This is a genomic window from Thermincola sp. GK-1, from assembly GCF_059412445.1.
In genome coordinates this window covers 269,349-280,246 of the sequence record NZ_JBSQAT010000004.1, presented here as the reverse complement: position 1 = coordinate 280,246, position 10,898 = coordinate 269,349, and the positions used below count along the sequence as shown (strand labels likewise).

Sequence of the window (10,898 nt, the reverse complement as noted above, 5' to 3'; positions counted from 1 at the left end):
CTTCTTACTCACCATCATATCTACCTTTTTTGACATAAGTTATCCACAACCCTGCTAAACGGTAATTTCCTTAACAACAAAAAAAGAGGCGCCCTGTGCGCCTCTTTGGGGGGTTCATCCCTTCCCCCGCCCGTTCATATAGCTAAAAGCTATCTTGTTTAAATTATACCATATCTGGTAAATCAGTCAAAGACTTTCACCCAGATATATTGTATACATTTCATCACTATTTGGTATACCGGTCCGCCACTTTACTGGCGCCGTAAGAATAGGGTTTTACCCTGGCCAGAAACCCGCTCATATTCACCATACCAACAACCTGCTGAATCAGTTCCTTGGTTTTACCCTTTGTTCCCACATCCAGGTGAATCTCAATGGTAAGTTCAGGGTTAATAGCAGATAACTTTTCCATCAACCGCGCGGCTATATCCAGACTTTCATTGGCTTCGGCAAAAATTCGCTGCTGCAAAGAATGATATGGCTTGTGATAAGTTCGCCGGTAATAGAATTTGGCACCTTTACCTGCGCGGTGAATAATGACCGCAGTAACAAAACAGGTTTTTTCGCCCTGTTGTGAATCAGTCCCAATAATTATCCGGTAGCTGTCTTTCGGGGACTGAATAGTGAAATTAATCAAATCGGTAACCATTTCCTCGAGGCTGATGGAACCCTTGGACGGACTAATGAAACGCATCCGGTTACCTCCGTTCTAAATTGAATTGTTTGTATATACTATATAGTATATCATAATTTGGGCAATTAATTGTTACCAAAAGTACAAATTTTAGTTTCCTACCGGACGCGCACTTTTTTAATATTTGGAAATGATGCTTTAAGGCAAAATTGTGGATAACCTCAAAGCATAATTTCGGACATCAATAAAAGTTTCCAGGAAATCTCGATAGAAACTTTTGTTTTTGCCATGGTTACGAATGCTTTAGCTAATCATTCTCTTGCCGTAAATCACCCGGTGGACAACTTTACTTAATTCCACCATTTTATAAGGTTTGGCGACAACGTCTATAAATCCATACTGCTGGTAATTTGCCATAATCGGGTCATTGGAGTAACCGCTGGAAACAATAGCCTTTATATTGGGATCATAATCCAGCAGCTTCGCAATGGCCTCTTTACCGCCCATACCACCGGGTATAGTCAAATCCATGATTACTACATCGAAAGGGCGGCCTGCCTCTTTGGCCAGCCTGTATAATTTTATAGCCTCTGCTCCGTCTCTTGCTTCTTCCACATGATAGCCAAAATGGTTCAACATGCTGCGGACTACATAGCGAATGGTTTCTTCATCATCCATGATAAGTACCCGCCCTTTTCCTTGTAGCGGATAACTATGTGTGTTCTTCTTGGAACAAACCTGTTTTGGGGAAGCCGGCAAGTAAATGTAAAACCTTGTTCCTTGTCCTGGTTCCGATTCAACCTCAATATGCCCGTTATGTTTTTTGATAATGGAATAGGCCGTTGCCAGGCCCAGTCCACTCCCTTTAGGTTTGGTAGTAAAATAGGGGTCAAAAATCCGGGGCAGATTTTCTTCAGGTATACCTATCCCCTGGTCATCTACAGTTACTTTAACATATCTTCCTTCGGCAAGGGAAATAAACTCACCGGTACCTATATAAACATTTTCCGCCTTTACCTTAAGTACCCCGCCCTCCGGCATAGCCTGTTTGGAGTTAATCACCAGGTTGTTGATAACCTGACTGATTTGCCCTTCATCGACTTTTACCGCCCACAAATCCGGCGGCATGGAAAATTCGCACTTCACGTTGGAACCCCGCAAAACAAAACTTACCGTATCTCTTATGAGCTGTTTTATCGAAGCCGTTGTCAATATGGGAGCGCCACCCTTGGCAAAGGTGAGCAACTGTTTCGTCAAATCTTTAGCCTGCATGGTCACCTTTTCCATTTCTTCCAGTTGAGCATATGCTTCTGAATCAGGCGGCGTGAGCATCTGAACCAGGGAAATGTTACCAAGAATCACCGTCAGGATGTTATTAAAATCGTGGGCGATACCTCCGGCAAGAATACCCAGGGATTCGAGCTTCTCTACCTTAAGGAATTCCTCTTCAATTTTTCTCTGGTCGGTAACATCTCTGATAACCAGCACGACCCCGACAATTTGACCGCTGTCGGTACAAATAGGCCTTGCGCTGTCCACAATAATTCTCTCTGTTCCGTTCCTGTTCACAAGTATCTTTTGTTCTGTAAAAGTAATACCCTGTCCGCTGTCTAATACCTTAGTTCCGGCATCGGCGCACCTTTCTCCTGTTTTCTCGTTTCTAACGTTAACTACTTCCGTCAATAATTTCCCGATGGCCTCTTCCTGACTCCATCCTGTCAGGTTTTCAGCCACCAGGTTCATGAGTACGATTTTCCCTTTACTGTCAGCCGTAATTACTCCCTCATCGATACTGCGCAGGGTTACCGCCAGCCGCTCCCTTTCTGTAGCCAGAGCGCCCTCCGTCTCTTTACGCTGGGTAATGTCCCTAATAATCATCTGGATAGCCGGTTTTCCTTTATAAGTATAAGGTATCAATGAAAGTTCCACATCTATGACGGCCCCGTCAACCCGCAGAAATTTTTCTTCCGTTACAGGTTTGACCGAACCCTTTTCACCGGTTTGAATCTTTTCCTGAACAGCCTCCCTATGATCGGGGTGGACCAAATCAAGTATAGGTCTGCCGATTAATTCTTCAGGGTCGGAGACACCAAACAGCGTTGCACCTGCCCGGTTAATAAATACGATGTTGCCGTCCATAATTACGGAAATAGTATTCGGGAAAAATTCCACCAGACGGCGGTAGCGCTCTTCACTTTCCCTTAAAGCCTTCTCATCTTCTTTTTGCTTCGTTATGTCCCGGCCTATGCCGATCATGGCGGGCTGCCCCTGCCAGTATACCTTGGTAAGAGTCAGATCCATGACCTTTACTTTTCCATTCACCCAGTATTCCGTTTCAACGGTACCACCATTAACCCAATAAGGTCTTTGCTGTTTTAGCATGCCCTCCCGGCCCGGGGGTACAGTATTTTTGACATTCATGGTCAAAAATTTTTTTCTGTCGCATTCCAAAAATTTTAATGCTTCTTCATTGCAGTCTATGTAATTTCCTTTTTTGTCAATGACGATAATGGGGTTCTGGGACTTTTCAAATAAGGTCCGATACATGGCTTCTCGTTCTTCAAGAGCTTGCACCGCCAGGTTCCGTTCGGTTATATCCTGAATTTGAGAAACAAAGTAAGAAGGATTTCCCTCGTTATCCCTGACCAGGGTAGCGCTGAGCAGACAATGGACCACTCGGCCGGACTTATGTATATACTTTTTTTCTGTCCAGTAGTTGGCAAGTTCGCCCTTTTCCATCTGAAACCGCTTACTGACGGCTACATCCAGGTCTTCGGGGTGAGTGATGTCCTGAAATCTCATGGACAACATTTCCTGTTCCGTATAACCAAGTATTTCACACATGGATTTATTGACTTTTAAAAAACCTCCGTCCAAAGAAACCAGGGCCATGCCAATCGGGGCATAGTTGAATGCCTGCCTGAACCTTTCCTCGCTGGCCTGCAGTAATGCCTCGGCCCGTTTGCGGTCAGTAATATCGCGGACAACACCCATATTGCGACCGCCCCCCAGAGATACGGCATGGATTTCGACAGTAATTTCCGTGCCATCTTTTCTGCGGGCGGTAATCTCGCCTTTACTCTCACCTGTTTCCATCAACTTTTTAAAGTGTTCAAAGCCGTCAGTCTGACCGGAAGCTATTATGTCCGCTATAGTCATATGGAGCATTTCATCCTCAGTATAACCCAGCATGGCACAACCTGCCGGGTTTACTTCCAGGTACCTTCCCTCATTATCAACAATGTGTATACCATCTATAGACTGGTTAATGTATGATTTAAACTTGGCTTCGCTTTTGCGCAAAGCTTCTTCAGCTTTTTTCCGCTCCGTTATATCCTGAAGTTGCATGACAAAATACAACGGCTGTCCCTGGTTGTTTCGTACGAGAGTGGCATTGGTCAGGGCCATAACAACCTGCCCCAATTTATGGATGCACCGTTTTTCTATTTGATAAGTGCTTCTTTCTCCGGCAATTAGCTGCTGCATAAAGTTTTCTTCTACCGGCATATCATTGGCATGGGTTATGTCTTTTAAGGCCAAACTTAACAATTCAACTTTTGGAAACCCCAGCATCTCGCAAAGGGAATTGTTGACTTTGAGAAAATATCCTTCAAGGGACACCAGCGCCATACCTATAGGGGCATATTCAAAGGCACATTTAAATTTTTCTTCACTGGCCTGCAGCGCTTCTTCGGCCCATTTTTGCCAGGTTACATCTTGAAAATAAATCAGCAGTCCTGCCCCGGAAGGAACAGCCCGTACAGAAAACCAAAGATTGCAAGGTTTATGATATATTTCAAATTGAACTGAAATCTGTTTATTCTTGGCTGCATAAAGTTCCTTGTAAAAATTGGAATCAGCCGTTTCCGAAAAGATTTCCCATAAATTTTTACCAATTATCGCTGACCTCGGTTGCTGCAAAATTTGCTCGGCCGCCTTGTTAACACTTACAAATTTCCAGTCATTATCCAATGATAAAAAGGCCTGCGGTATGTTTTCAAAAAACCTGGCGAATAATTTGTTAAGCCTCTTCCAAGTTGCGATATCATGGGTAAGATGCAGCCTTTTTTGTTCCCTTGTAAGGTTTGTGGTACTGGTTAACTTATCAGTCATAATTTCCCCTCCCACTCTACAAAGCCAACCTCATTAAAACCGAAATAACCCGTTACTCTCGACCAATCTTTTTTGTATCAGACCCCTCCTTTTCAGCCAGAATCAGTAATAATTATGGTATTAATTCTTTCTTTCTCAATTATCTTCCTTTATATTTAACAATAAATCGTTCACCAAATTCCTTTGTTTTTCGACACCTGCATCGAAATCCAGGGCAAAATTAGTATAATAGAAAACCGTGTCCCAAAATGAAACACGGTATAGGAATACTTCCCAGTTAAGGAACTCCCAGAGGTCTTACCTGTACATGTTTAAAGCTAACTTTAGTTGTAAATAATTTCTAGTCACGAACCGGTTAACGGATTATTATCAGTATGGTCTTCTTTACTGTGGAACGAAATAATACAAGTGCGGCCGTTCTTGTTGATCTAACCATGTTACTTTCAATGATTTAATCACGTCCCATTTTCCCACCTGAGGTTTTGCCCTTATATGAAACCTGTGCCCAACAATTTGTTTATCATTATGGCCGACTCTGCTCTGGTGATATAATTACCGGGAGCAAAGTAACCGTTTATATAACCGGCTATTATCCCGTTTCGGGCGGCCAGCGCCACAAAAACCTTAGCCCATGGGCTAATCTCCGACTTATCTTTAAATCGGGCCAAAATTTTTTCGCTGTCTATATCGGCAGTGGAAACACCGGCGAATTTCAAGGCCCTCACCATGATAGCCGCTGCTTCCTCTCTTCTGATATATCTGTCAGGCCGGAAAGTTCCGTCCGCATACCCGTTAATCAAACCGGCATTAACAGCAGCGTTAACTGGCCCGGAGTACCACGCAGCGCCCTTAATATCCTTAAAATAACTCCAGGTATCTTCTGGTTTTAATCCCAATGCCTTTACCAGCATCGTTGTAAATTGGGCCCTAGTAACTTTATTATTCGGAGCATATGTATTTGGTTTTATTCCCTTGACGATCAATTTGGCCGCTAAATCATTGATATCATTTTCGGCCCAGTGGTTTTGCAAATCCTTAAACCTGGGAATGTTTTCTACAGCGGTGTAAATGCCTGTGTACCTGCTTTTGATTACAGCGGCGGAACGGCCTCCGTCTACCCTGAACCGGGAAGGTACGGGCAATAAAGCATTGTTGTAAATCGATACTCCACCAACGTATCTGTTATTGACGGTTTGAGATAAATAGATGATAAGACTGGCATACCTGTTTAAATTCCCTACTGTAATTCGCTTATCACCGGCCGATGCCTCTATCTTAAATTCAATCGGATATGATAACATTTTCAGCTTATCTTTATTGGTTAATCTGCCTATTAAGTTGACATCTCCCGCCTCGGCATTTTCGACGGTAATTTTTACCTCTAGCTCACCGTTTTGGCCGTCAAGATATCTACCTATACTTTGTTCGATATCTGGGGCAGACAATACAATGGCCCCTCTAGTCGTACGTACTTCGACCAGCGCGCCTTTTCCGGAGAGTTTATTTAACAACCCACCTTTAAAATACACATTTACGGAGTCCGCTTCCACTACTACCGGAATCAATGCAACCCGCACATTGGAATAACCTTCAATTATTTTCAGGGCAACCTTTTCATCAACCTGCGCATTGACGGTGAACCGGTCATTAATTATGGAGAAACTGCTGGTTACCGCGTCGGATAAATCTACTTTCTCTGTGAGAGCCCCCTCCCGGGGAACCCCTTCAGTAAAAAAGCTCAACGAATATGACTGCAACAATGGTTTCCCCGCCGTATCAACTACCGCACCCTCAGGAACGGTAACAGTATATTTGGTACCGTAAGCCAATTTCACCGAAGGAATAATGGTCAGAGTATCACCTGTCAATTGAGTTGTAAACTGCAGCTTTCTATCCTCCACCGTGAAAATAATATTATCAAAAGAACTGCCTTTATGTACCAAATCATTAAAAACAACAGAAATCTTTGTATCCACGGGTACCTGTTCGGCCTCCGGCTCCGGAATGCTCGCAGACACCGCTAGGCACGGGTAAAAATCAAATATCCCTCTTCCTTCACGGGTCTTTCCGTAACTGTCGGTGGCCTTAATCACCATAATGTAAGTACCTTCGGCTACGTAATTTCCGGCAGTATCTTTTCCATCCCACGACACCGAATTATACCCTGCCCTCTTTTGTTGTTTATTAATTATTCTCCGGACAAGGGTACCTCCTTGATATACCGCAACTGAAACCTGCGCATCTTCACTTAATATATATCTTGCAGTTAACTGCCTACTTTTATTTAAGTGAAAGGGATTGGGATAGATAGTCAAATCCTTTATAAAAGGAATTTCTTTTTCCACATTGACATTTATTTTAAATGTGGTGTTAAAGGCCGGTACTGTCGGGTTCTCAGCATAAATCCGGCAAGTATAAGTACCGTCGGCGGCAACAGTACCGTCATCCAGCCTACCATCCCATGTGGTACTGTATGTGCCTGCATCTTTCTCCTCTTCAGAAATTAATGTCTTGACCGGAAGGTAGTTTTTGAGGATACTTATTGTAATTTTGGCTTTGTCTGTCAGCGTATAATTAATCATCATTCTCTCTCCGTCCAGGGGGTTGAAGGGGCCCGTCACGCCGGTTACCTCAGCGATTTTGGGAGGTCGGGCAGCTAACACAATTTTTTCCCGCGACCCCAGAGTTATACCGTCTTTACCTTTCGCTGTAATAACAAATTTATAATAGCCGTCACCAACTAACTCGTTATTGACATTTTTCCCGTTCCAGGCCTGGAAGTTGGCTCCGGCATAACGATAGACATTGTCCAGAATAGTTTGCACCTTATGCCCTGTTTCACCCAGGTTGCTGGATTCGTAGACATCAATAGTGATATAGGCTCCTTGCGACAAAGTATACTGAAGATACGCGCCGGAACCAAGTCTTATAGGGTCAGGCCCTATGTCTAAAGGGCCAATTACCATTGAACCCTCGGCCTCAGCCGCTTTGGCATAAAGCATACTAACCAATGCTGCCGTAAGAGCCACAGCAACTAGGAAGGTGGCTAATCCGGAAAGCAGCCTGCCCGACTTCATCTCTTAACACCCCCGTTTTGTACGGAAAATGTCTTTTTACTTTCCGATACTTTTCCGTATTTATCCACTGCGGTAATTTCAAGAGTATAATTTCCTGCGCCGACATACTTGCCGTTACTTCCTTTTCCGTCCCACCCGGCGCTGTTCGGACCCGCCCTTCTGGCAGCATTATTGTCAAGAACTTTTATCACATTGTTCTTATTGTCAAGTATTTTTAAGGTTACATCACCATCTTCACTGAGGGTATAGATTATGTTTAACCATACACCGACAGGCAGTGGATCAGGCCCAACAGTAAAGTCTTTTATAACGGGGGGACCTTTTTCAACAACAATGTTTCTCCTGACCGTTGTTTTAAAAGAAGGTTCAATGGGGTTGACGGCCTCAATCTGATAAACGTATGTACCATCTTCCACCAAATTGCCGCTGCTGTCTTTTCCGTCCCAGTAAACAGTATTTTTACCGGCAGACTTAAGGGAATCAGCGATCAGGCTGACCACCGGAGCATAATTTTTTAGGATGGTCACCGTAATAAGGGCATCACAGGACAGCTCAAATTGGCTAGTCCTACCCCCGTTCAGGGGGTTAAACAATTCCTGCCCGTCACTTACCTCGGTGATGATAGGCACTCGGGCAGCAACCTGCACCTTTTCTGCCTTCCCGATAAGCTTTCCCTCTTTGTCTCTGGCTTCCACCACAAGCTTATACTTACCGTCGGCAACCAGATTGCCGTCTTCATCCTTGCCATCCCATACCAGGAACTGGAGACCGGCTGTTTTAAAAACATCCCTGGCAAGGGTGCGTACACAGTAACCGTTAGCGTTATATATCTTCACGGTCACGCAACCATCCACAGTCAGTTTATAAGATATACTAATTCCCGCTCCGATTCTAATCCGATCAGGCAGTGTTAACCCGGTGACCCGGTTGTCGTTATAAATTACCCGGCGGATTATCGTCGCCATATTTCCCGCCTTGTCCCGGGCAGTAATAAACAACCTATTACTGTACACAGCAAGATCCACAACTTTACTAAAGTTCCCCTCACTGTCAAGCGGAACCTCAGACCAGTTAACATTTACGGTACTTTCCGGCTCAGCGTACCCGGTAACTATCACCATATCATTACCTGTCTCCGTTTCTTCTGTTGGACTGGTTACAAACAGTTCGGGAGGTGTATGATCATAAACTACGGTCCGGGAACAGGTCTGGGCGTTGCCGGCATTATCAATAACTGAAACCGCCAGTAAATTCTTACCGGGGTTCAGGTTAATGAGACTTCTAAAATTGCCCTGGTTGTCCGTTTTGGCAACTCTTCCATTAACCTTCACTATACAGCCTGGTTCAGCATAACCGGCTACAGCCAGGGGACTTTTGTTTGTGAGTAAATTGTCAACGGGCGCTATTACATCAAAATCAGGTGCATACTTGTCATAAATGACAGTACGTTGCAAAGTGGCTCTGTTGCCCTTTTGATCAGTAGCTGTGACCGTAATCGTATTGTTACCGGGGGACAAATAAACAGCATCAGAGACGAAACTGCCTGTAGGCTTGAGGTACACCGGTTTATTATTGACAGTGACAAAACTTCCGGCCTGGGCCTTTCCGAAAACAAAGACATAATTTTTGTTCGTTTTAAAATTATCAATAGGGGAATCAACCTGAAAAGCAGAGGTGATCAACTCTGCTTTTCTCAACATTCTGGTGATCATAACAACGGCTTCTGCCCTCGTACAGGGTTTTTCTAGGCTTAGCAGTCCCTCACTGTTACCGGTAATGATGTGGCTTTTTATTGCTATGGCTGTCAACTGCTTAACCCACGGTCTGACGGTACTTCTGTCTTTAAACGGGGCCAGCAGCTCAGCCGTCTCTGTCAGAGTGACAGTATTTTTTTTATTCAGCATATCCAGGGTTGAGGACAGCATTATAACTGCCTGTTCCCTTGTTACAAAGGCGTTCGGTTTAAAGGTTCCGTCTTTATAACCTTTGATTATGCCTGCTTCTGCCGCAGCTCCAACTGTACCGGCATACCAGTCGCTCGCCCTGATATCGCGAAATGTTTTTGCCGCCAGCTTAGGTTCTAAACCCAAGGCCCTGGTTAACATGGCCGTAAATTGGGCCCGTGTAATTTTGCTGTCAGGGGCAAAGCTGCTGTTATTAACACCTGCGATAACCATTTTTGACGCCAGTAGGCTAATTTCATCCTGCCCCCAATGAAGCAGTGTATCCTCGAAATTCTTTTCATTGTCAATAACTGTGTAAACCCCGTTCGCCTGGTGTTTGATAATTGCTGTTACCCGGCCATTGGAATCTTCTGTAAATTGGGTCGGGACCGGTATGAGCCTGCCCTGACCGGTTAACGCTGCGCCTGTTGTCCTGTTAATATCTATTGGCGTTTCAACAGTCATGGTACGGGTAATAAAACTCTTGAACTTTTTAATTTCAACAGACCTTTCGCCAGCAACCGCTTCGACCTTAAACTCAACAGGTTTAACCACTTGGCGCAGCATGTTTTCCTCGGCAAATGTTCTGATATAACCTTCCTGCTCGGCATCGACTTTACCAATAATGATGTTTATACAAAACAGATTTTCAGGTACAGCCAACTCTTTGGCAAGGGCAGCAACCGGAATTTCCGAAGCTGGAAGTACATAGGTGCTGTGTAATGCCGCCACTTCTATATTGATATTTCTACCGGCTAAAGCCCTTAAAGTCTCACTTGCCAACTGTACCGTAATTGTAGAAGAAGTATTATTTATGGGAATGAGCACATTGGAAGCAACTTGGTCCTGGTTTAGCCGGTCCAGCAAATTTTTTTCGTCAATTTTCACTAAGTTAACAGTATGTCCACTAATTTGGGAAGAAGAGTTATCTACAATCCTTGCAATAATTTTGCCTGTACCTGCTTCTGCCAACCGGAGATTGCATACCGAAAATACGGACAAGAAAATAATGGCTAAACAGATGCAAAACCAATATGAACGCAGTTGTTGTAACATATCTTCTTACCCCTTCCTTAAACTCATGACAATATAAAAACCTGACAAGGATTATAGTGTAAAAAGGGGAGCAGC

General features: G+C 44.1%; 4 protein-coding genes. All 4 read right to left on the bottom strand.

Annotated features, from left to right (window positions below; genetic code table 11):
* Nucleotides 1-226: 226 nt before the first annotated feature.
* The 4 genes from ACSNJE_RS06140 to ACSNJE_RS06125 all read right to left on the bottom strand — a co-directional run bounded on the left by ACSNJE_RS06140 (nt 227) and on the right by ACSNJE_RS06125 (nt 10,823).
* Nucleotides 227-694: a ribonuclease H-like YkuK family protein gene (locus ACSNJE_RS06140; protein WP_474660777.1), complete on the bottom strand. Its 468-nt coding sequence runs from the start codon at nt 692-694 to the stop codon at nt 227-229.
* A gap of 243 nt (nt 695-937) precedes the next feature.
* On the bottom strand, nt 938-4,747 hold the full coding sequence (locus ACSNJE_RS06135) for a PAS domain S-box protein (RefSeq protein WP_495252214.1): 3,810 nt from the start codon (nt 4,745-4,747) through the stop codon (nt 938-940).
* 488 nt (nt 4,748-5,235) lie between these two features.
* Entirely contained in the window at nt 5,236-7,824 is a 2,589-nt protein-coding gene (locus ACSNJE_RS06130) for an S-layer homology domain-containing protein (protein ID WP_495252213.1), read from the bottom strand.
* The gene (locus tag ACSNJE_RS06125) at nt 7,821-10,823 is read right to left on the bottom strand and encodes a FlgD immunoglobulin-like domain containing protein (protein ID WP_495252212.1); all 3,003 of its coding nucleotides are present in this window, start codon (nt 10,821-10,823) and stop codon (nt 7,821-7,823) included. The genes ACSNJE_RS06130 and ACSNJE_RS06125 overlap by 4 nt, the downstream gene beginning before the upstream one ends.
* Nucleotides 10,824-10,898: the final 75 nt, after the last annotated feature.

Excerpts from the sequence above, each read along its gene's own strand:
- ACSNJE_RS06125 (WP_495252212.1), bottom strand. The coding sequence starts at position 10,823 with ATGTTACAACAACTGCGTTCATATTGGTTTTGCATCTGTTTAGCCATT.
- ACSNJE_RS06135 (WP_495252214.1), bottom strand. The coding sequence starts at position 4,747 with ATGACTGATAAGTTAACCAGTACCACAAACCTTACAAGGGAACAAAAA.
- ACSNJE_RS06130 (WP_495252213.1), bottom strand. The coding sequence starts at position 7,824 with ATGAAGTCGGGCAGGCTGCTTTCCGGATTAGCCACCTTCCTAGTTGCT.
- ACSNJE_RS06140 (WP_474660777.1), bottom strand. The coding sequence starts at position 694 with ATGCGTTTCATTAGTCCGTCCAAGGGTTCCATCAGCCTCGAGGAAATG.